General features: G+C 75.4%; 18 protein-coding genes and 1 pseudogene. 9 read left to right on the top strand and 10 right to left on the bottom strand.

All coding sequences use genetic code 11. The features are described from left to right. Positions 1–426 precede the first annotated feature (426 nt). The 3 genes from J5Y04_RS18560 to J5Y04_RS18550 all read right to left on the bottom strand — a co-directional run bounded on the left by J5Y04_RS18560 (position 427) and on the right by J5Y04_RS18550 (position 5,827). Positions 427–1,095, bottom strand: a complete 669-nt coding sequence (locus J5Y04_RS18560) for a response regulator transcription factor (RefSeq protein WP_209413157.1) — start codon at positions 1,093–1,095, stop codon at positions 427–429. Positions 1,096–1,352: 257 nt separating this feature from the next. Next, positions 1,353–3,080: a sensor histidine kinase gene (locus J5Y04_RS18555; RefSeq protein ID WP_209413156.1), complete on the bottom strand. Its 1,728-nt coding sequence runs from the start codon at positions 3,078–3,080 to the stop codon at positions 1,353–1,355. A gap of 236 nt (positions 3,081–3,316) precedes the next feature. Continuing rightward, the gene (locus J5Y04_RS18550; RefSeq protein ID WP_245205020.1) at positions 3,317–5,827 is read right to left on the bottom strand and encodes a SpoIIE family protein phosphatase; all 2,511 of its coding nucleotides are present in this window, start codon (positions 5,825–5,827) and stop codon (positions 3,317–3,319) included. 107 nt (positions 5,828–5,934) lie between these two features. On the opposite strand from J5Y04_RS18550, the gene J5Y04_RS18545 reads away from it, so the two are divergent. Further along, positions 5,935–6,264 (top strand): DUF4326 domain-containing protein, encoded by a 330-nt coding sequence (locus tag J5Y04_RS18545; protein ID WP_209413270.1) that lies wholly within the window; start codon positions 5,935–5,937, stop codon positions 6,262–6,264. A gap of 11 nt (positions 6,265–6,275) precedes the next feature. Here the strand turns inward: J5Y04_RS18545 and J5Y04_RS18540 are convergent. Continuing rightward, a pseudogene (locus J5Y04_RS18540) lies at positions 6,276–6,833 on the bottom strand (Uma2 family endonuclease); the annotation flags it as partial. A 211-nt stretch (positions 6,834–7,044) separates the two neighbouring features. On the opposite strand from J5Y04_RS18540, the gene J5Y04_RS43555 reads away from it, so the two are divergent. Together J5Y04_RS43555 and J5Y04_RS18530 are read left to right on the top strand one after the other, a co-directional pair. Then, positions 7,045–8,352, top strand: a complete 1,308-nt coding sequence (locus tag J5Y04_RS43555) for a PQQ-binding-like beta-propeller repeat protein (RefSeq protein ID WP_209413154.1) — start codon at positions 7,045–7,047, stop codon at positions 8,350–8,352. 114 nt (positions 8,353–8,466) lie between these two features. Continuing rightward, positions 8,467–9,102, top strand: a complete 636-nt coding sequence (locus J5Y04_RS18530) for a uridine kinase (RefSeq protein ID WP_209413153.1) — start codon at positions 8,467–8,469, stop codon at positions 9,100–9,102. Here J5Y04_RS18530 and J5Y04_RS18525 read toward each other — a convergent pair. Both J5Y04_RS18525 and J5Y04_RS18520 read right to left on the bottom strand, forming a co-directional pair. Continuing rightward, complete coding sequence (locus J5Y04_RS18525) at positions 9,050–9,904, bottom strand: Fpg/Nei family DNA glycosylase (protein WP_209413152.1); 855 nt, start codon at positions 9,902–9,904, stop codon at positions 9,050–9,052. The genes J5Y04_RS18530 and J5Y04_RS18525 overlap by 53 nt on opposite strands. A gap of 74 nt (positions 9,905–9,978) precedes the next feature. Then, positions 9,979–10,443: a universal stress protein gene (locus tag J5Y04_RS18520; RefSeq protein ID WP_209413151.1), complete on the bottom strand. Its 465-nt coding sequence runs from the start codon at positions 10,441–10,443 to the stop codon at positions 9,979–9,981. Between the two features lie 138 nt (positions 10,444–10,581). Between J5Y04_RS18520 and J5Y04_RS18515 the strand changes: the two genes are divergently transcribed. After that, a complete protein-coding gene (locus J5Y04_RS18515; RefSeq protein WP_209413150.1) occupies positions 10,582–10,989 on the top strand; it encodes a hypothetical protein in 408 nt (135 codons plus the stop codon). A 107-nt stretch (positions 10,990–11,096) separates the two neighbouring features. Here the strand turns inward: J5Y04_RS18515 and J5Y04_RS18510 are convergent, their stop codons facing one another. The 3 genes from J5Y04_RS18510 to J5Y04_RS18500 all read right to left on the bottom strand — a co-directional run bounded on the left by J5Y04_RS18510 (position 11,097) and on the right by J5Y04_RS18500 (position 14,329). Further along, positions 11,097–12,107 (bottom strand): zinc metalloprotease, encoded by a 1,011-nt coding sequence (locus J5Y04_RS18510; protein WP_209413149.1) that lies wholly within the window; start codon positions 12,105–12,107, stop codon positions 11,097–11,099. Between the two features lie 309 nt (positions 12,108–12,416). Beyond that, a complete protein-coding gene (locus tag J5Y04_RS18505; protein WP_307853180.1) occupies positions 12,417–13,157 on the bottom strand; it encodes an AAA family ATPase in 741 nt (246 codons plus the stop codon). A gap of 245 nt (positions 13,158–13,402) precedes the next feature. Further along, complete coding sequence (locus J5Y04_RS18500) at positions 13,403–14,329, bottom strand: LLM class F420-dependent oxidoreductase (RefSeq protein ID WP_209413148.1); 927 nt, start codon at positions 14,327–14,329, stop codon at positions 13,403–13,405. A 196-nt stretch (positions 14,330–14,525) separates the two neighbouring features. On the opposite strand from J5Y04_RS18500, the gene J5Y04_RS18495 reads away from it, so the two are divergent. Then, positions 14,526–14,879, top strand: a complete 354-nt coding sequence (locus J5Y04_RS18495; protein ID WP_209413147.1) for a DUF6401 family natural product biosynthesis protein — start codon at positions 14,526–14,528, stop codon at positions 14,877–14,879. A gap of 170 nt (positions 14,880–15,049) precedes the next feature. Beyond that, positions 15,050–15,859 (top strand): serine aminopeptidase domain-containing protein, encoded by an 810-nt coding sequence (locus J5Y04_RS18490; protein ID WP_307853179.1) that lies wholly within the window; start codon positions 15,050–15,052, stop codon positions 15,857–15,859. Between the two features lie 40 nt (positions 15,860–15,899). Here J5Y04_RS18490 and J5Y04_RS18485 read toward each other — a convergent pair whose 3' ends face one another. After that, entirely contained in the window at positions 15,900–16,103 is a 204-nt protein-coding gene (locus tag J5Y04_RS18485) for a hypothetical protein (protein ID WP_209413146.1), read from the bottom strand. A gap of 79 nt (positions 16,104–16,182) precedes the next feature. Here J5Y04_RS18485 and J5Y04_RS18480 point away from each other — a divergent pair, with 79 nt between their 5' ends. The 3 genes from J5Y04_RS18480 (at position 16,183) to J5Y04_RS18470 (ending at position 18,531) form a co-directional block, all read left to right on the top strand. Continuing rightward, complete coding sequence (locus tag J5Y04_RS18480) at positions 16,183–16,977, top strand: bifunctional 2-polyprenyl-6-hydroxyphenol methylase/3-demethylubiquinol 3-O-methyltransferase UbiG (RefSeq protein WP_209413145.1); 795 nt, start codon at positions 16,183–16,185, stop codon at positions 16,975–16,977. A 188-nt stretch (positions 16,978–17,165) separates the two neighbouring features. Then, positions 17,166–17,639: a hypothetical protein gene (locus tag J5Y04_RS18475; protein ID WP_209413144.1), complete on the top strand. Its 474-nt coding sequence runs from the start codon at positions 17,166–17,168 to the stop codon at positions 17,637–17,639. 220 nt (positions 17,640–17,859) lie between these two features. Beyond that, positions 17,860–18,531 carry a class F sortase gene (locus J5Y04_RS18470; protein WP_307853178.1) on the top strand — a complete coding sequence of 224 codons (672 nt, stop codon included), beginning with the start codon at positions 17,860–17,862 and terminating at the stop codon, positions 18,529–18,531. Positions 18,532–18,705: the final 174 nt, after the last annotated feature.

The raw sequence follows: 18,705 nt of genomic DNA, 5'->3' as shown, positions 1-18,705 counted from the left end.
TTCAAGATCGGATGGTCAATTCCCGTGCCCTCGCTCACATCTGTCCATCCGTAAGTCCGCTCACACCATCAACCCAGAGCGACCGGGAACTGACGCATCGTCACCACCCCTGCCGGAGTTCCCGGTTCCGCGCCGGGCCGGCGTGGCGTCGCCCACAGTCGCTACCCGCCGTGGCCACTCGGTGGCGCAGCGTATGGTGCACGACCGGTCCGTATCCGACGTATCTGATGTGCCTCCGTACGCCGCCACCGCACCCCTCTCGCGCGCCCGCGCCGCCCCTGCCACCGTGCCCGCGCCGCCCCACCGCCCCACCGCCCCCGAGCGGTCCGGCCGAGGACGGGCAGGGAAAGGGGACGGCCGCGCAAGGGCGGGACAGCTGCGCAAGGACGGGACAGCCGGCCGAGGGTGAGGCCCGGCCGGGAACCGTCAGCCCCCGCCGTCCAGCCCCGCGTCCCGCGCGAGCAACGCCGCCTGCACCCGGTTGTCACAGCCCAACTTGGCCAGGATCCGGCTGACGTACGTCTTCACCGTCGCCTCGCTCATGTGGATCCGGGCGCCGGCGTCCGCGTTGGAGAGCCCCTCGCCCAACAGCGCCAGCACCTCCAGCTCGCGCGCGGTCAGCACCTCCAGCCGCCGCCGGGCCGCCGTGCCCCTGGCCGCGACCGGGCCGGTGCGCGTACCGGCCAGCGAGTCCACGATGTGCCGGGTGGCGGCGGGCGACAGGAACGCGTTGCCGGTGGCGGCGGCCCGGACGGCCTGGATCAGCTCGGCCGGCGCGGTGTCCTTGAGCAGGAACCCCGCGCCGCCCTCGGTGACGGCTCGCAGTACGTTGTCGCGCTCCCCGAAGGTGGTGAGGATCAGCGCCCGCGCCCCCGGTACCACCCGGCGCAGCTCGCCGAGCGCCGTGAGCCCGTCCATCACCGGCATCTGGATGTCCAGCAGGACGACGTCCACTCTGTGCGCCAGGGCGAGATCGAGGGCCTGACGGCCGTCGGCGGCCTCGGCGACCACGTCGATGTCGTCGGCGGAGGACAGGATCATCCTGATTCCGGCCCGGATGAGCGGCTCGTCGTCGGCGACGAGGACTCGGATCACTGCTGGTCATCCCCTCGGTGGTGCGGGTGGCGCTGCTCGGCACCATCCTCACACCTCCTGTACCCGGCCCTTCCCGCGGTCGGGGGTTCCGGCCAGGTTCCCGGTCAAGCCGCCGGCCAGGCCCGCCGGTTCAGGCCGGTCAGCCGGTCAGCCGGTCAGGCCGGTGCGGTCGGCCCGTCTGGTCAGCCCGTCCGGTCGGCCGGTCGGGTCAGCCCGTCCGGTCGGGGCCCCGGTCACGCCCCCGACGGGCCGTCCGGTCAGGACTTCACCGGGTAGTGCTCCTTCTCCACCAGGGCGCCGTCCTTGAAGCAGAGCCGCACGATGTTGTCCTCGCCCCACGTGTCGGTCGTCTCCCCGGAGAGGAAGTAGCGGCACGCCGCTCCCGCCGGCGGGGTCGGGCCGGAGCCCTCGTAGTTCTTGGTGAAGAAGGCGTTGCCGGCGGGCAGGCGCTTCTCCACCTCGGCCTGCGGCGTGCCGACCTGGAGCGAGTCGTACACCGACCGCTTCACGGTCGCCTCGTCGGCGGCACGGACGAAGGAGACCACGCCCCAGGCCAGCAGGCCGCCGACGACGAGCAGGACCAGCAGACCGCCGAGCGCGCAGCCGAGCGCGGGGCTGCGCCACCGCCGTGCGCCGGGCCTGCCGTCGGCCGCCGGCAAGGTGTCCAGCAGCCACGCCTCCGCACCCGCCACCCCGGCCATGGCTCCGTCGCCGCCGACCGCACCCGCCGCTGTGTCCCCCGCCCCGTCCGCGGGCGCCCCGCCCGCCCCCTCGTACGGCAGCACGGCGGCGAGCCGGAACCCCGCCTCCGGTGTGGGCCCGGCGTGCACCATCCCGCCGACCAACCGGGCCCGCTCGCGCAGGCCGGTCAGCCCCTGGCCGCCGCTGACCGCCGTCGCCAAGCCAGCCGCGTGGACACCGACCGGCTCGGGTGCCCGCGGGTTGACGACCTCCACCACCAGCGCGTCCGGCTCGTAGCGCAGGGCGACGGTGATGACCGCGCCGGGCGCGTGCTTGTGCGCGTTGGTCAGCGCCTCCTGGACTATCCGGTAGGCGGCGTGGCCGACGTTGGCGGCCGGCGGGCGGCGATCACCCGCCTCGCTGAAGGAGACCGGCGTCCCGGCCGCGCGGGAGGACTCGACCAGCCGCGTGATGTCGTCCAGTCCCCCCGTCCGCCCGGTGCCGGGCGTCGCTGCGGCTGCCGGCGCCGGCAGCGGGGCGGTCGACTCGTCGTGCAGCACGCCGACCACCTCGCGCAGCTCGCGCATCGCGGCGACGGCAGCCAGCCGCAGCACGCCGACGGCCTCCCGCTGGCGGTCGGTGAGCGTGCGGTCCACCTCCAGTGCCCCGGTGTGGACGGATATCAGGGCGAGCTGGTGGCCCAGGCTGTCGTGCATGTCCTGGGCGATCCGGTGCCGCTCGCGCAGCCGGGCCTGGTGCGCAACCATGACCCGCTCGCGCAGCAACTGGTCGTTGCGCTCGCGCAGCGCGTCCAGCAACGCCCGGCGCTGCGCCCGGTAACGGCCCCAGAGCGCGGGCAGCACGGCGAGCAGCAGGAACCCTCCGAGCGAGAACCCGATCATCAGCTTGACCGGCGCCGCCCCGATGTCCTTGACCACGCCGACGGCCGTCATCAGCAGGAACCCGCCGGTGAACGAGCCGGCCAGCACGCCGACCCGCTTCACCCGGGCCCCGGCCGACCAGCCGGCGCAGACCAGCAGCGGCAGCGGCCCTGCGGCCCAGCCGCTCGCGGCGGCGGTGAGCACCAGGACGGTCGCCGGCAGCCCGCGCCGGAGCAGGAAGAGCACGGCGGTGGCCGGTCCGGAGAGCAGGAAGAGGCCGGAGTCGCTACCGGCTTCGAGCGGCATCGCCAGCGCGCCCAGCAGCAGCGCGCCGCCGACCTCGCGCACCACCAGCCCGGGCCGCCAGGGCCCGGGAAACGCCGTCCGTACCGCCTTCGACCAGGCCTTCGCCAGTGCATCCACCCGTCGAGGCTAGCGAAGCCGCCTCACCGGGCGCCTTCACCCTTCGTCTAGATCCACCCCCGACGAAAGTCGCGTCCGCTCACCTGACGAAAGTCGCGCCCCGGCCCCGGCGGCCCCTGCGGCCACCGCCCCGGCAACCCCTGCGGCAACCGCCACGGCAACAACCACCCCGACCGGCCGCCCGCCCCGACCGGCCCGCCTCACCCGTACGCACCGCCCGCCCCGACCGGCCCGCCTCACCCGTACGCGGTGAGCAGCAGCGCCACGTCGTCCACCCGGTGCGTGGAGCCGACCTCGTGCAGCAGCACCTCTGCCAGCCGGTCCAGCCCGTCCCCGGCGTGGCCCGCCACCCCGGCGGTGCGCTCCAGAGCGGCCCGCAGCCGGTCCACGCCCTCGTCGATCGGCACGGCCGGGTCCTCGACCAGGCCGTCCGTGTAGAGCGCGAGCAGCGATCCCCGGGACAGCCGCAGCTCGGTGACCGGGTACTCGGCCGTCTGATCGACCCCGAGCAGCGGCCCGCCCGCGACGTACAGCGCCTCGGTGTGCCCGTCGGGGTGGCGCAGCACCGGCGGCAGGTGTCCGGCGCGGGCGATCAGGGCGCTGCCGTCGGAGGGGGTGAAGCGGATCAGACAGCTGCTGGCGAGCAGCCCGGGGTCGAGGTCGAGCAGCAGCTGGTTGGTGCGGACGAGCACCTCGTCCGGCGGGTGGCCGCCGGTGGTGAAGGCCCGCACGGCGCTGCGGAGCTGGCCCATGGTGGCGGCGGCGCCGACGCTGTGGCCCTCGACGTCGCCGATGACGAGTGTGAGGTCGCGGCCGGTGACGATGGCGTCGTACCAGTCGCCGCCGATCTCCATGCCCTGGGTGCCGGGCAGGTAGCGGGCGGCGATCCGGACGTCGTCCAGCCGCGGCAGCCGGTGCGGCAGCAGGGCCTGCTGGAGGCCGCGGGCGAGCGCGAACTCGGCGTCGTAGAGCCGGGCGCGCTCCAGCGCCTGGGCGATGAAGCCGCCGAGGGCGGTGAGCAGGCCGCGCTCCTCCAGCGTGAACGCGCGGGGCTCGTCGAAGCCGATGATGCAGCTGCCGACCGGGTGGCCGGAGGCGATCAGCGGCAGGAAGGCCCAGGCGCGCATCTCGTCCAGGGCGATGCCGGGGTAGGCGGCCGCGAGGTCGTGGATGGACTCGAAGAAGATCGGCGTGCCGGTGCTGAGCGCCTCGGCGCCGGGGACGCGGGCGCCGATCGGAGTGCCCTCGAAGCGGTCCAGGAACCCGTCCGGGTAGCCGCTCTGCGAGATCAGGTGCAGACGCTTGTCCCGGACGGCGTAGATGGCCAGCTCCTGGCCGCCGAAGGCCGGCAGGATCTCGTCCGCGACGGCGCGGCAGACCTCCTTGACGGTGACGGCCTCGGTGAGCGCACTGGCGAGCTGGAGCAGGTGGTACATGCCGCCGACGCCGGTCCGGACGCCGGGCGGGGGTTCGGTCGGCGGCTCGGCCGCGCCGGGCGGCGGCTCGGCGGCGACCACCCGGCCGGTGACGCCGTGGGCGTCGGGGTAGAGCGAGAAGGCGAACCAGTCGTCCGGCGGGCGGGCCGCCAGGAACGCGGTGGGTTGCTGGGAGAGCATCGCGGCCCGGTAGCGGTTCTCGTACACCGGGTCGGACAGCCAGGGCAGCGCCTCCCAGGGGTGGAGTCCGACCAGGTCCTCCCGCCGGGTGCGCAGCAGCAGCTCGACGCTGCGGTTGGCGTAGGTGATCCGGCCGTCCGGGTCGAGCGAGAAGACGCCGTCGCGCAGGCGTTCCACCGCGGCGGCCGCAGCGGTGCCGGTCCGGGTGTCGAGGACGGCGCCGACCAGGTGGGTGCGCACCTCCGGGCCGCCCTCGGGGACGCGGCCCCAGAGCTCGACGGGGTACGGGTGGCCCTCCCGGTCCAGTACCCGGACCCGGGCGGCCAGCACCCGGCCCTGGTCGAGGGCGGCGCGGGCGGCGGACCGGAACTCCGGCAGGTCGCCGGGGGCGATCCGGGTGGTCAGGCTGGCCACGCGGCCGTCGAACCCGGCGGGGTCGAGGCCGAAGATCTCGCAGAACTGGTCGTCGACGGAGAGCGCCCCGGTGGCCACGTTCCAGTCGAACAGCCCCACCCGGGTGCTCGGCGGGGTCGCCGGCACCAGCTCGACGACGGCGGTGTCGCCGTTCGGCTCGACGGGGTGCCCGTCCGCCTCAAGGGCCGCCAGCTCGGCCGCGAGCCGGTCGGCCGCCGCGCCCAGGTGCCGCCGCGCGTTGTCCGGCACCCCCTCGTCGGAGGCCGCCCAGAGCACGCTGATCACCCCGTACCGTTCCTCGCCCGCGGTGACCGGCACGCACGCCGAGGCGAAGTCGTACGGCATGCCGACGGCGAGCTGCGGGAAGCGCCGCATCGTGTCCTCGGTGTCGGACAGCGTGATCATCCGCCCGGTGCGGTAGCTCACCGCCACCGGCAGCGGCCCGGCCGCGGCCACCCGGCGGAACGCGCTGACGATGGACAGCGGCACGCCCGCGATCGTGCAGAGCACCAGCGACCGCCGGTCGCGCGAGCGCAGGTACGCCATGCCGCCGTAGGCATCGGTGCTGCCGATCGCGTTCCGGACGGCGGTGGCGAGCAGCGCGTCGCGCTCGTGCGCCGCCCTGGCGGCGGCATCGCTCTCCCGGGGGCGGTGCGCGTCGGGTCGCGCCGCCCGGGCACCGCCGGTCACGTGCGGACCGGCCTGGTCCGCTGGCAAGCCCTGGCGCATTCTCCCTTGCTACGCCCGGGTCAAGGGACTGTCAAGGCGAGCCCGGGACCGGCTCCGGCGTGCCCGGCGCCCCCGCCTGGGCCAGCATGGTCACCATGGCGCACAGCCGGCCGGGCCCGACCACCGTCGTCAACCTCAAGGGTCACCGCGACGACCCCGCGTACGCCGACGTCGTCTACGTCGGCCGCGCGATGCACCGCGGCGGCTGGCACCTGCCCGAACACGCGCTGCACTGCCCCTTCCGCCCCGGCCCGGACCTCACCCGCGAGCAGATGCTCGCCGACTACCGCGCCTACCTGCTGGCCCGTCCCGAGCTGCTCGCCCTGGTCCCCTCCCTCCGCGGCCACCGCCTCGGCTGCTGGTGCGTCCCCCTCCCCTGCCACGCCCAGGTCCTCGCCGACCTCGCCGACCACGGCACGCCGTAGCGTTCAGAGCGCCCGAGGTCGATCTCCACCGGGAACGGCACCGTCGCCCTCACCGTGCCGGTGAACACCTCACCGTCGCGGTAGGCGCAGCCCGCCGGATCCAGAATCGACGTGTGGACGACGGGGGCGTCCGATGCCGCCTGCTCGACCCTCCAGTAGAACGGGATGCCGGCCTTCGCGTACTGATCCACCTTGACCACCCGGTCGGTGGTCTCCGAGCCCGGCGGGACGACCTCCACGACCAGCGCCACGTGCTCGGGCCTGGTGGGGGCGATGTCGATGGTGTCCGCCCGGTAGACGACCACGTCCGGGCGGCGGTTGTTCAACGGCACGTCCTGCAACCGGACGTCGAAGTCCGTGTCGGCGTTCCACTCGACGCCACCGGCCCGGTCCAGTGCGTTCGCCAGGAGACGGGCCAACCGGTTGTGGCGCTCGGAGGCGCTCGGGCTCACGACCACCATTCCATCCACGATCTCGATGCCCGCGCACTGCTCCTCTGACCAGGAGTCGTACTGCTCGCTGGTGACCCGCCGGTGCATCCACGCGGGTGCGGTGATCTCGGCGCTCACGGCCTGCCTCCCCGGAGCCTGTTCGACGGACTGGTGCCGCGCGGCACAGCCTACTGTCACGGGCTGACGGAGCGGCGCCGCCGGACGGGCGCCTGCGAACCGTTCGGGCGGCCTTCGATATCCTCCCTCGGACAGGGCGGCGCAGCGGCCGCCCAGGGGGAAGTGAGTAGCGAAGATGCAGCCGGCCGGGTCCGACCGTTCCGAAGCGCGTGTGCCCGAGCAGGCCGGGCGGCCCGACGGGGACGCCGGGGCTTCGTGGCAGTGGGACGGCGAGGAGGACGGAGGGTCGGAGGCGCCGGAGGACGTGGTGAGCGGGGGCGCCGGGGAGGACGGCGGGCCCCTGCTGAGCCGGCGGCGGCTGCTGACCGGGGCCGGGGTACTGGTGGCGGGCGGGGCACTCTGGGCGTTCACCCGCGCGGGTGGCGGGGCGGACCCCGCGCCGCCGAGGCCGCGGCCGACCCGGCTGGCCGGGCCGGAACCGCTCTGGACGTACCGGGGCCCGGAGGCGATGACGCCCGAGCGGCTGAGCGACCGGCCCTCCCGGCCGGTCTTCCTCTCCCGTTCCGGACTCCAGGTGCTCGACCCCGCGACCGGCACCCCGTTGCGCACGCTGGACTTCGCCCTGCCCAAGACGGACTGGCCGAGCGACGTCGAGCTGTCGAACGGCCGCGTGGTCATCAGCGGCGACCGGGTGTACACGGCCTCCAACGGCCACGTCGACAGCCGCCACCTCACCGACCCGGCCTCGGAGTGGAGCCTGCCGCTGCCCGAGGAGCTGGGCACCGGCATCACGCTGCTCGGCTGCGACGGCGACCTCGTCTACGGGCGGGCCATGCCCCGGCCGTACAACGGGAACGACAACCTGTTCGCCGTGCGCTACCGCGAGAACGTGGTGGCGTGGGCCCGCCCGTCGACGGGCTCCGAGCGGCCGCTCACGCCGCTGACCGCGGTCGGCGGCCGCGTCCCCTTCTTCGACACCTCGGCCGCCGGCGCCCACCTGACGCTGCTGGAGACCGCCACCGGCAAGCGGCTCTGGGAGGTGCCGGTCGAGGTGGGCCTGAACTGGGCCGTCGCCGACACCGAGCACATCTACGCGCCCGCCGGCACGGCCGGTCTCCGGGCCTTGCGGCTGGCCGACGGCGCCCCGAGCTGGTCGGTGGCGCCCGGACCGAACGAGGAGTGGCGCCTGCTGCCGCCGGTCGGCGACGGCACCCGGGTCTACGTGCCCCGCGACGACGGTGTGGTCACCGCGTACGCCGCGGCCACCGGTGCCAGGCTCTGGGTGCACCGGCTGCCGTTCCGGCTGGACCGCCGCAGCCGCCCGCTGCTGGCCGGGCCGACGCTGTTCGTGCCGGGGCCGGCCGCGTCCGGCGTCTGCGCGCTCGACGCCGCGACCGGCGAGGAGCGGTGGACGTTCCGGGACTCCGGGCCGGGCGTGGACGTCTGGTCGCTCTCCAACGACGCCCAGCGCCTCTACGCCGGCCACGACGACGTCCTGCACGCCCTCCCCCTCCCGTGACCCGTTGACCGTGACCGCGTTGCCCGTGACCTCCGGGTGCCCGCTCCTGGCCCCCGGCCGCCACTCGTGACCCCGGGGCCGCCCGGCCGGCCGGTGCCGGGGCAGGATGGGCGGATGCAGGTACACCCGATCTCGCCCGACCGGCTCGCCGAGCTCCTCGCCGACCGCATCACCGAGCTCCCCGGGGCCGGGGAGCGGTGGCTGCGGGTGGCGGTGGACGGTGCCGCGGCGGCGCGGCCCGGCGAACTGGCGGACGCCCTGGTGGAGCCGCTGCGGCTGCGCGGGCGCCCGACGCTGCGGGTGTCCGCGGCGGGTTTCCTCCGCCCGGCCTCGGTGCGGCTGGAGTACGGCAAGCAGGACGCGGACGCCTTCCACGACCTGTGGCTGGACGACGGGGCCCTGCTGCGCGAGGTGCTGGACCCGCTGGAGCCGGGGGGCAGCGGCCGCGTCCTGCCCTCGCTGCGCGACCCGGTGACGGACCGTTCGACCCGCGCCCCCTACACCGAACTGGCGCCCGGCGGAGTGCTGTTGCTGGACGGCGCGCTGTTGCTCGGCCGCTGGCTCCCGCTGGAGCTGACCGTCCACCTGGCGCTCTCCCCGGCCGCGCTGGCCCGCCGTACCCCGCCCGGGGAGCAGTGGACGCTTCCGGCCTTCGCCCGCTACGAGGCCGAGACCGTCCCCGCCGACCTCGCCGACGTCATCGTCCGGGTCGACGACCCCCGCCACCCGGCCCTGGTCGAGCGCCCGTAGACCGGGCCTCGGGCGCGGGGCCGCGCTGGCAGTACGGACACCAGAACGCCACCCGCTCCTGCGGCGGCGTCCCCTGCTGCGCCGTCAGCACCAGCGTGCCGCAGCGCGGGCAGGGGCGCCCGGCGCGGCCGTAGACCCAGTGCTGGTGGCCGCGGCGGGTGTCGCCGGTGGTGACGTGGCCGTCGCGCAGCCTGTTGGCGTCGAGGAGCTGTCGGGCGCGCTCCACCAGCCGGTCGGGGCGCGGCAGTTCACCGACCGGGGTCCACGGGGTGACGCCGGCGAGGAAGCAGAGTTCGTTGGCGTAGACGTTGCCGATGCCGGCCAGGTTGCGCTGGTCGAGGAGGGCCTCGGCGACCGGCCGACCGGGGTGCGCGAGGAGCCGGCGGACGGCCTCCGCCTGGTCCCAGTCCGGGCCGAGCAGATCGGGCCCGAGGTGTCCGACGGCGCGCTGTTCGTCGGCGGTGCGCAGCAGTTCGACGACGGGCAGCCGGTAGCCGACCGCCGTCCCCTCCTCGGTGCCGAGGACGGCGCGGATCTGCCAGGCGGGCCCGCCCGCCCAGCGCTCGCCGGGGCGGTAGACCTCCCAGCGGCCGTCCATCCGCAGATGGGTGTGGAGGGTGAGGCCGCCTTCGAGGCGGGTGAGCAGGTGCTTGCCGCGCGGGGCGACCTCCAGCACCCGCCGACCGGCGAGCCCGGCGGTGGCGTGCGCGGGCACCCGCAGGTCCGCGGTGGTCAGCACCCGGCCGGCGAGGGTCTCGTGCAGCCGAGCCGCCGCACGGTAGACGGAGTCACCTTCTGGCATGTGTCCATCCTCTCCCGCCGGCGCCCCGGCGCGCATCGGCGGGCCGGTGGCCGGTACACCGCGGGGCGGTGCGGTCAGCCGGCCGCCGCGGGCGCCGGCCGGTCGCGGACCACGACGACCGGGCACGGGGCGTGCTCGGTGAGGTGCCGGCTGACGGAGCCGAGCAACGCGCCGGAGAAGCCGCCGAGGCCGCGGCTGCCGACGACGACCAGAGCGGCGCCGGCGGCCGACTCCAGCAGCGCCTGGGCGGCGTTGCCGGGCACCACGGCCTCGGTGATCCGCACCCCTGGGTCGTCCCCGACGACCTTGGTGACGGTCTCGGAGAGGGTCCGCCCGGCCAGCTCCTCGGGGTTGAACCCCTCGGCCGGGGGCATGCTCAGCCCGGCCCAGCCGTAGAAGGCGGGGTACTCCCAGGCGGCGATCGCGGTGACACTGCCGCCCACCAGCCGGGCGTAGTCGACGGCCCAGCGCAGCGCGTGCTCCGAGGCGGGCGAGCCGTCCACGCCGACGACGATCCGGGGGGTGGCGCTGTTGGCCATGCCGCTGCTCCTTGTTCGAGTGCTACCTCGGCTTCACCAGCCTCTGTCTCCCAGAACATAGATCAAAAGGGATATTCCACCACTGATTGCCACACCGGGAGCGCCGAACGCTTTCGAAGTCTGTGCGATCCTGACCGGATGGCGAGGAACAGGCCGAAGAAGCCGCATCTCACCCCCGGATTCGCCGGGACCCTGTCGGCGCCGGAGCGGGCGGAGGGGGACGCGAGCCCCGTTCCCGCCCGGTCGCCGGTCGCCGACCGCGGGTTCACCGATGCGGCCGGCTGCCGCTGGACGCTGGCCCGGGGCCCGCTGGACCCGCGACGGGCCAAGCGGCTGGCCGTGAGCGCCGACCTGATGTCCATGGGCGAGGCCTACGACGACGAGCAGGAGCGCTGGTTCCCGGCGTTCCTCCCCGAGGCGGACCGCCCGGGCGCCTGGCTGGAGGCCGGCAGCCGGTACGACGTCGACGAGCTGCTGTCGTACCTGGCCTACGAGTTCACCGACCAGGACGGCCGGACGCTGCTCTACATCCAGACGTTCTGCTGAGATCCGGACGCTCTGCTGAGCCCGGCCCGGGCCGGGGCATGGTTCTGGCGGGTGCGCGGGCCCCATCACCCACGCACCCGCCAGGGATTCAGGCGGCCGGAGCCGCGTCAGGCCCGGTAGGCGGCCCAGGAGTTGGACATCCTGGCGACCTGACCGGGGGTGAACTGCGTCATGCAGGAGTCGTACGTGTAGTCCATGAAGTTGTGGATCGGGTCGACGCCGGTCGCGGTGCAGGTGTCGCGGCCCGCGGGGCACTGGTAGGCGGCGCTCTTCTCGGCCGGGGTGTCGGAGACGTAGTCGCCCTGGCCGCTGCAGCCGCCCTGGAAGGTGTGGTAGAGACCGAGCCAGTGGCCGACCTCGTGGGTGGCGGTGTCACCCTCGTTGTAGTTGGCGGCCGAGCCGCCGGGGAACGAGGAGTCGAGGATGACGACGCCGTCGTCGCTCGGGTTCCCCTTGTAGGAGCTGGGGAACGTCGCCCAGCCGAGCAGCGACTGGCCGAGCTTGGCGGTGTAGAGGTTGAGGGCGTTGGCGCCGCCCTTGCGCAGCGAGGTCTTCATCGCCTTCTCGGCCGAGGAGCCCGGGGTGATGCCGTTGTACCAGGTCCCGTTGTCGGTGTAGTCGGTGCCGACGAGCTGGAACTGGAACTGGCTGGCGGTGTTGCCCGCCCCCTGGCCGCTGTAGGCGGCGTTGAGCACGGAGATCTGCTTGCTGATGTCCGTCGAGCTGAGCTTGCCCGTCGTCCCGGAGTGGACGACGTGGACGTACACCGGGATGGTGGTGGTCGCGGCCAGCGTGCCGGGGGCGAGCAGCGTACTGCCCTGGGAGGAGCTCGCCAGCTTGGCCACCCGGGCCTGGAGGTCCGCGTCCATGGCCTTGGCCTGGGCGTCGGTGACGGCGTTAGGCTCCTGGCCGACGGCGCTGCCCGCGGGCTTGCGGGCGCCCGCGTCCTGGCTCTGCGCACCGTCACCGCCGACGCACTGGCCGGCCGGGGCCTGGGCGGCGGCGGTGGAGAACGAGGCGGGTGCGGCGAACTGGGTGAGCCCGAGCGCGGCGACGAGGGCGGCGGCGCTGAGGAATCTGCGGGAAACGCTCGAAGGGACGCGGGCAGAACGACGCATCTGCGCTCCTGAGGGGGAGTTGTGGGGGGTGGCGGCCGTTTGGGGGAGCCGCCGAGCCAAGGCTACGCAGGGCCGCGTGTACGCGTCAGTTGTCTTCCAGCCTGAAAGTTCTGACGACAATTCGGACATAACCCGGAAGCCTGATCGATCGACACCGGTCACAGGTGGAGCATTTCCCGTGTCGCGCGATCGCAGCGATGACCCCGAGTTGTCCGAAAGTTGACACCCCGTCCGCCCCGGAAAGCCCCGGCAGGCCCCGGAGGGCCACCCGGACGGGTCGGCGGGCGGCCCCGCACCGCCTCGCCGAGACTACGACGCCACGAAGACGATCTCCCGTAGGGCACGCGCACCGGCCCGGTCGAGTACCACGGCCGACGCACAGCCGGCCGGCGGCTCCCCCGCACCCGCCAGCCTGCGGCGCAGCCGCCGGGCGGACTCGCGGTGCCTCGCGAAGGCGTACGCGGAGACCCGCTGCCCGCGGGCGTGCTGACCGTCCCTGGCCTCGTCGGCGCTGGCGTCCAGCAGGATCAGGTGCACCCGCCGCCCCTGCCGGGCCGCCGCCCGGACGAGCCAGCCCCGCACCCAGGGCAGCGCCCCGCAGTCGTGCACCGCGAGCGGGCCGCCGCCGAGCACCGCGCGGCGCAGCCGCCGGTAGTGCGCGGCCCGGACCAGCGGCCGGTAGACGAAGTACGGCAGCCAGCCGGGCAGCCGGGCCGCGTACTCGGCCCGCACCTGCTGGGAGTCGACCAGCCGGGCGGTGATGCACCGGCGCATCAGGGTGCTCTTGCCGCTGCCGGGCAGGCCGGAGACGACCAGCAGGTCGTCGGCCCGGTAGTGCAGCGCGGCCGGCGCCGGCCCGGGACCGCTCTGCCGCAGGTCGTGCAGTCCGCGCGGGCGCAGCACCGGGCCGGGCGGACCGGGCGGGCCGCCGGCCCTCGCCGGGGCGCCTCCGCCGGCGGATCGCGGCACGGGCACCTGGGCCCCGGGCAGGCCCGCTCCGGACAGTCCCGTGCCGGTGGGCCCCGCCCCCGGCACCGTCGTCTTCGCCACCGGCACTCCCCCCTGACTCCCCGGCCTCCGCCTTTCGAAGGAGCCTGCCCTCCTCCAAGAGGAAGTAAAGACTAGTGGTCAGCGGCGGTCCGGCCGAGTCCCTTCACCGTCCGCTCACAGCACCGCGCCGCCGCCACCCGGGCACCGGCGCCCGGCGACGCCGGGCCTGCGACGGGGGTGACGGCGGCGACGGGGGTGACGGGGGCGCCCCGGGGCGACGGCAGCGCGGCGGACGTCCGGGCCGGTCAGCCCAGCTGCGGCGCGACCCGGGAGGCGATCAGCTCCAGGTGGTCCAGGTCGTCCAGGTCGAGGATCTGGAGGTAGACGCGCCCGGTGCCGACGGCGGCGTAGCGGCCGAGCTTCTCCACCACCTCGTCCGGCGTGCCGGCCAGGCCGTTGGCCTTCAGTTCGCCGACCTCGCGGCCGATCGCGGCGGCCCGGCGGGCCACCTCGGCGTCGTCCCGGCCGACGCAGGCGACCAGGGCATTGGAGTACACCAGGTCGTCGGGCTGCCGGCCGGCCTGCTCCACGGCGGCTCGGACGCGCCCGAACTGGGCGGCACTCTCCTCCACCGAGGTGAACGGCATGTTGAACTCGTCGGCGAAGCGGGCGGCCAGCGCCGGGGTGCGGGTCGGGCCCGTGCCGCCGACCAGGACGGGGATCCGCTCCTGGACGGGCTTGGGCAGCGCCGGCGAGTCGGTCAGCCGGTAGTACCGCCCCTCGAAGTCGAAGGTGTCGCCGGCCTTGGTGTTCCAGAGGCCGGTGACGATCGCCAGCTGCTCCTCCAGCCGCCCGAACTTCTCCTTCGGGAAGGGGATGCCGTACGCGGTGTGCTCCTCCTCGTACCAGCCGGCGCCGAGGCCGAACTCGACCCGGCCGCCGCTCATCGCGTCGACCTGCGCGACCTGGATGGCGAGCACCCCGGGCAGCCGGAAGGTGGCGGCGGTCATCAGGGTGCCGAGCCGGATGGTGCTGGTGTCGCGGGCCAGGCCGGCCAGGGTGATCCAGGCGTCGGTCGGGCCGGGCAGGCCGCTGACAGCGCCCATCTTCAGGTAGTGGTCGGAGCGGAAGAAGGCGCTGAAGGTGCCGAGCTCCTCCGCGGTCCGGGCGACGCGCAGCAGCGTGTCGTAGCTCGCGCCCTGCTGGGGTTCGGTGAAGATTCGAAGATCCATGCGGGCCATTCTGGTACAGAGCATCCCGCGCTCACGGCGGTTCGCCGGACACGGCGGGCGTCGGGGCGGCGAACGGCGGCGGTCCACGGGGTGGCCGGGGCCTCCCCGTGGAGGGTCCCCGGGGGTCCGCGGCGGGGTGGCAAAGGTCTCAGCCGGAGCCGCCCGGAGGGCCGTCCGGCTCGCCTACCGTGGACGGATGTTCGCCACGCCCGACGAGTCCCACCGAGGCTCCCCCGACCAGCCCGCCGGCTGTCCGCTGCCCGGGATCGTCGCGGCCTTCGCGCCGCGGCTCGCCGAGTTCGCCCTCCGGCCCGGCTTCGGCGCCGCGGTCGACCAGCACGCCGCCCAGATCCGCGAGCTGCTGTACGCGCAGGGCCCCGAGCTGCTGCCGCTGCCCCTGGACCGCACGGAGCTCTCGGACTACGCGCTCGGCCTCCTGGACGCGCTCGGCGAGACCGGCCGGCTGGAGCCGGTGGGGTACGACTACGCGGTGCACCGGCTGACCGCGATCTGCTGGCTGGTGCGCGAACAGGGCCTGCTCACGCCCTGACCGGCCCGGACGCGACGGTCCCCCACACGCCCTGACCGGCCCGGACGGAGCCGCCCTGCACGCGTCCTGCAGCGGACCGCCGGACTGGGCCGCCCGGGTGACCCGCCCGCCGGCCACCGGCGGCGTACAGTGGCGGTCCACGGAACGGACGGCGGGGCGGGGCGGTACAGGTGAGCAGGAACGACGCGTCGGGCACGGTCAGAACCGGCCGCGAGCCCAGTGCGGGCGGGCACCGCGCGCTCGTCTGGCGCGAGCTGCCGGAGCGGCCGGCCGCCGCGGTGCTGGTCCTGCACGGCGGCGAGGAGCACAACCTCTCCCGGCCCGGCCCGCTCAACCTGCCCGGCCTGCGGATGTACGGGTTCCTGCGCGCGCTGCGCCACGAGACGACGGGCGCGGGGGTGGCGATCGGCACCGTCCGCTACCGCCACCGGGGCTGGAACGGCGAACGTGCCGACGCCGCCCGGGACACCACCGCCGCGCTCGGCGACCTCGCCGAGGAGCTCGGCCACGTGCCGACCGTCCTGGTCGGCCACTCGATGGGCGGCCGGGCGGCCCTTCGCGCGGCCGGGCACCCGAACGTCACCGGCGTCATCGCCCTCGCCCCCTGGTGCCCGCCCGAGGACCCGTGCGAACAGCTCGCCGGCCGGGACGTGCTGATGCTGCACGGCGACCGGGACAAGGTCACCTCCCCCGCCGAGACCCTCGGCTTCGCCACGCGGGGCCGGGCGGCCGGTGCCCGGGTCTGCGGCTACACCGTGACCGGCAGCGGCCACGCCCTGCTCCAGCGGATCGGCGACTGGCACCGCGCCACCGCCCGCCTCGGCGCCGGACTGCTCGGCCTGCGCGACCTCCCTGCCGAGGTCACCGCCGCGCTCGCCCTCCCGGCCGACTCCCCCGACGCGCTCGCCCTCGCCCTCCCCGCCCACCCCCGCACGGCGCCGCCCCGCCGCCCCGCCCCGGTCCTCCCGACCGACGCCTGAACCGGCGGCGCGGAGTGCGTCGGGCGCCCGGCGGGAATCCTCAGGCGCGCCCCAGGAGCCCGCGCACGTGTGCCTCCACCTGCTCGCGGTCGTAGCCGCGCCACACGATCTTGAACCGGGGCGGCTGCGCGGGCGCCTGCCCGGTCTCCAGAGCGGCGAGGAAGCCGTCGACCTGGCCGCGGTCGTAGCCCCGCCGCACCAGGTCGAAGCCACGGAAATCGGACGGTCCGGACGCTGTCGCCATGGTGCCGACCACCCCTCCACAGGTGCCCCCCGCGAAATCTGATGGAACGCCATCCGCGGTGCTGACTAGATTGTCCGCCATGGTAACGACCTCAGACCCGGCCGACTGGCGCACGGCCAACCGTGCGAACTGGGACGAGCGCGTCCCGATCCACGTCGCCGGCCGCTTCTACGACGTCCCCTCCTTCGTCGCGGGCGGCGACACGCTCCAGGACTTCGAGCTCACCGAGGTCGGCGGCGTCGGCGGGAAGAGCCTGCTCCACCTCCAGTGCCACATCGGGTTGGACACCCTGTCCTGGGCCCGCCGCGGAGCGACCGTCACCGGCCTCGACTTCTCCGCACCCGCCGTGGAGGTGGCCGGCGACCTCGCCGCCAGGATCGGCGCCGGCACCGCCCGGTTCGTCACGGCGGACGTGTACGACGCCGTCGAGGCCCTCGACGGACGGGCCTTCGACATCGTCTACACCGGCCGCGGCGCCCTGTGCTGGCTGCCGGACGTCAACCGGTGGGCGCGGACGGTGGCGGCCCTGGTCGCTCCGGGGGGCTTCCTCTACCTGGCCGAGTACCACCCCGTCGCCGACGTCCTCGCCGAGGACGGCCGCACCGTCGAAGACGACTACTTCCGCCGCAGCCCCATGGTGTTCGACGAGCCCGGCACCTACGCCGACCCGGACGCCGCGACCACCGCCAACCTGACGTACGAATGGCGGCACGGCGTCGGCGACGTCGTCAGCGCGCTGACCGCCGCCGGCCTGCGCCTGGAGTTCCTGCACGAGCACGACGGCGGCCACTTCCGCCTCCCCGACGGGCGGGGCGTCCCGCTGGTCTACTCACTCCGGGCCACGAAGCCGGAGGGCACCACGAAGGCGGGGTGACACCCGCCCCACCGTGCCGGCCGTTGCCCGGCCGTCGTGCGCGCGCCCGCCGTTACACAGCCGATGAGCGGCCGATGGGCGCCCGTGACACGACCGGCCGGGGACCGCGACACCCGCCTCCTACCGTCACTGACGACGCCCCGGCCGAACCCGGCCAGGGGCGGACCACGACGAAGGAGACACACCGCATGACCAGGAGCCGTACCCACCGCTTTGCCGCCCGTCGGGGCCTGGCGGTCTGCGCCCTCACCGGGGCCGCGCTGCTGACCACCGTCACCGGTGGAACGGCCTGGGCCGACGGAGGCACGAAGCCCACCCCGGCCCCGGCCCCGGCGTCCGCCGCCCCCAGCGCGCCCAACGCCCCGGCCGTCAACGGCGCCGCACCGACCGCCGCCCCCCAGCCGTCCCGCCCCGGGGCACCCGCCGTCGCGGGCTCCGGCAACGGCACCGTCACCACCGCCACCCCCGCCGCGCCGGCACCGGCCGGGGGTGGCGCGCCGCAGGTCCGCGAGGTGCCCAAGGGCGCGGCCCAGGCCGGGGACGGCTCCGGCTCGGCCGGCGACTCCGGCCTCATGCTCGTCGGCGGCGGCACCGTGGCCGCCGTCGGTGCCGGGGCGCTGGGCTTCGCCCTCCTGCGCCGCCGCTCCGGTGCGCGCGGCTGACACCGGTTCCGGGCCCTCCGGGCACCCCGCCGTCCCGCCCCCGCACGGTCACGTGCCGGGGTGGGGCGGCGGGCCCCTGCCGGACGACGGGAGGCCTGGAACCGGCGAGGCGGCGGACCGGGCGGCACGGACGGACCCCGCCGGGCACGGCGGTCACCGGACCGGCCGCCGTGGGAGGCGCCCCGGGGCCCACCGCGGGCGCCCGGCCTCCAGGACGGCCGTGGACGGGCTGCGCCGGACCGCCTTCGGCGCGGCCGGCCTTCTCTGCCTCGTCCTCGGCACCACCGTGGCGCTGTCGGGCCGGCACACCCCCGTGGTGCGGGTGGAACCCTCCGTGCACAACGCCGCCGATCCGCCCGCGACGCCCGCGAAGGGCGCCGGCACGGGCACCGGCACGAGCGCACCCGCGGTTCCCGCGAGCCCGCGGCCCTTCGCCGCCTCCCCGCCGACCAGACTGCTCGTCCCGGCGGCCGGCGTGGACGCCCCGGTCGTCGGACTCGGCCTGAACGCCGACGGCACGGTCGAGGTGCCGGCCGCCGACCGGGGCGGCGAGGTCGGCTGGTACCGCAACGGTCCGACCCCCGGCGAGACCGGCCCCGCCGTCCTGATCGGGCACTACGACACCGCGCACGGCCCGGCCGTCTTCCACACGCTGCCGAAGCTCCGCCCGGGCGACACCATCCAGGTCAGGCGGGCCGACGGCAGCACGGTCGACTTCCGTGTCCGCACGCTGTTGCAGGCCTCGAAGGACCAGTTCCCGACCGAGACGGTCTACGGCGACACCGCGGCGCCCGAGCTGCACCTGATCACCTGTGGCGGCCGGATCGGCCCGGACGGCCACTGGACCGACAACATCATCATCCTGGCGGACCTGGCCACCAAGGCCGGGTGAGAGGGGAGGCCGGGGCCGGGCCGGCCGTCGGCGTGTCACGGCCACCCCGGCCACCCTGGCCAGCCCGACCGCCCCGGCCGCCCCCGGTTCCGTCCGCAACCATCCGGGCCGCGGGCGGAACCGGGGGCTCCTGTTCGGACGACCTAGTCACCGTGGACGAACCGGCGCATCGCC

This window comes from Kitasatospora sp. RG8 (assembly GCF_017813315.1).
Classification (GTDB): domain Bacteria; phylum Actinomycetota; class Actinomycetes; order Streptomycetales; family Streptomycetaceae; genus Kitasatospora.
Note: the sequence above shows the minus strand (reverse complement) of the source record. Positions and strands in the feature narration are given on the sequence as shown.

Coding starts and splice junctions, on each gene's coding strand:
- J5Y04_RS18545 (WP_209413270.1), top strand. CDS start 5,935: ATGGCGCACAGCCGGCCGGGCCCGACCACCGTCGTCAACCTCAAGGGT.
- J5Y04_RS18530 (WP_209413153.1), top strand. CDS start 8,467: ATGCAGGTACACCCGATCTCGCCCGACCGGCTCGCCGAGCTCCTCGCC.
- J5Y04_RS18525 (WP_209413152.1), bottom strand. CDS start 9,904: ATGCCAGAAGGTGACTCCGTCTACCGTGCGGCGGCTCGGCTGCACGAG.
- J5Y04_RS18520 (WP_209413151.1), bottom strand. CDS start 10,443: ATGGCCAACAGCGCCACCCCCCGGATCGTCGTCGGCGTGGACGGCTCG.
- J5Y04_RS18515 (WP_209413150.1), top strand. CDS start 10,582: ATGGCGAGGAACAGGCCGAAGAAGCCGCATCTCACCCCCGGATTCGCC.
- J5Y04_RS18510 (WP_209413149.1), bottom strand. CDS start 12,107: ATGCGTCGTTCTGCCCGCGTCCCTTCGAGCGTTTCCCGCAGATTCCTC.
- J5Y04_RS18500 (WP_209413148.1), bottom strand. CDS start 14,329: ATGGATCTTCGAATCTTCACCGAACCCCAGCAGGGCGCGAGCTACGAC.
- J5Y04_RS18495 (WP_209413147.1), top strand. CDS start 14,526: ATGTTCGCCACGCCCGACGAGTCCCACCGAGGCTCCCCCGACCAGCCC.
- J5Y04_RS18485 (WP_209413146.1), bottom strand. CDS start 16,103: ATGGCGACAGCGTCCGGACCGTCCGATTTCCGTGGCTTCGACCTGGTG.
- J5Y04_RS18480 (WP_209413145.1), top strand. CDS start 16,183: ATGGTAACGACCTCAGACCCGGCCGACTGGCGCACGGCCAACCGTGCG.
- J5Y04_RS18475 (WP_209413144.1), top strand. CDS start 17,166: ATGACCAGGAGCCGTACCCACCGCTTTGCCGCCCGTCGGGGCCTGGCG.